Genomic DNA, 563 nt, shown 5'->3' with positions numbered 1-563 from the left:
CATGGGTGTAGATCTGGGTGGTCGAGGAGCGGCTGAAAAGCCTGGTCCGCGACCTGCATCCGCTGGCGGAGAAGTAAGTCCGGCGCCTCCTACTGGACATCGATACCGTCACCTGATCCGCCTTGACTTCCGCTTCGTCTCCGCGGAAAGAGCGTCACCTGCCTGCGATCCCGAAGCGGGCATTCCGCCAGAATGCGCGTTAACCAATTGAAGTTACAAAACTTCTCTTCTCTACGCCAAAACCGCTTCGCCCCTCGCACCGTTCCTCCCTATATTGAGTTGATGCCCGACCCGATGCGCAGCTATCTCGACTTCGAAAAACCCGTCGCCGAGCTTGAATCCAAGATCGACGAGTTGCGCACGCTTGCCGCAAGCGGCAGCGACATCGGCGACGAGGTCGCGCGGATCGAGGACAAGGCGGCGCAGGCGCTGACTGACCTCTATGCCAATCTGACGCCGTGGCAGAAGACGCTGGTGGCACGGCATCCGCAGCGGCCGCACTTCACCGATTTCATCGGCGGCCTGATCACCGAATTCCCGCCGATGGCCCGCGACCGCCAATT

Annotated in this window: 1 pseudogene; it reads left to right on the top strand. The window is 60.9% G+C overall.

Annotation, left to right across the window (positions count from 1 at the left end):
- Window positions 1-282: 282 nt before the first annotated feature.
- Window positions 283-563 (top strand): annotated as a pseudogene (locus tag FNJ47_RS46525) (acetyl-CoA carboxylase carboxyltransferase subunit alpha); the annotation flags it as partial.

Origin of the sequence: Bradyrhizobium uaiense, assembly GCF_010811875.1 — a bacterium.
Taxonomy (GTDB): domain Bacteria; phylum Pseudomonadota; class Alphaproteobacteria; order Rhizobiales; family Xanthobacteraceae; genus Bradyrhizobium; species Bradyrhizobium uaiense.
Note: the sequence above shows the minus strand (reverse complement) of the source record. Positions and strands in the feature narration are given on the sequence as shown.